We start from the raw sequence: 616 nt of genomic DNA, 5'->3' as shown, positions 1-616 counted from the left end.
CGCCAATGCGATCTCGGTAAAATCCTATACTGTAACCTTTTTAGGTCTGCCGCTGTATGACATTGTACTAAATGATAAGATTTATGCAGGAACAGCAATTGGTTCCAACATTGGAACTCTTTGTAGCTTCTTTGCTTTCGTTGCTTTAATGATCGAAGAAGTCTGGCTGCGTTTGGTGAGAAGAAGACAAAAATGCTCGTGATAATGGTGTAGCATAGTTGGCAAAAAGAGATTGTTAGATAACTAAAAGATCAAAGTATTAGAGGCACATTCAAAATTACACGTCTAAGGCGATTGTTCAAAGTTTGCATACAAAGTTATTACTCATTTATGGTGAATTTTTTAGATAATAGTTTAGCTTACACCGATAATCGTTTTGTGTTCCTCATCGTCTAAAGCAACTATCAAAAAGAAAAAAAGGAAAAACAAATGGACAAATGGCAAGAATTAACCATCACAGTCAATCGTGAGGCAGAAGAAGCGGCCTCCAATATTTTAATCGAATGTGGCAGTCAAGGCGTAGTCATTGATGATAGTGCGGACTACCTTGGTAAGGTTGGTAAGTATGGCGAAGTTTTTCCAGAGGTGGAACAAGTGGAAATGGTTACCATTACTG

Annotated in this window: 2 protein-coding genes; both read left to right on the top strand. The window is 37.8% G+C overall.

What is annotated here, in order from left to right:
• A partial coding sequence (locus D8797_RS10110) for an LlsX family protein (protein ID WP_125380526.1) occupies positions 1 to 202 on the top strand: 202 nt, incomplete at its 5' end.
• A 227-nt stretch (positions 203 to 429) separates the two neighbouring features.
• The coding region (locus tag D8797_RS10105) for a 50S ribosomal protein L11 methyltransferase (protein WP_185780883.1) at positions 430 to 616 on the top strand (187 nt) is incomplete at its 3' end.

It is taken from the genome of Streptococcus cristatus (genome assembly GCF_003944225.1).
Lineage (GTDB): Bacteria > Bacillota > Bacilli > Lactobacillales > Streptococcaceae > Streptococcus > Streptococcus cristatus_K.
Note: the sequence above shows the minus strand (reverse complement) of the source record. Positions and strands in the feature narration are given on the sequence as shown.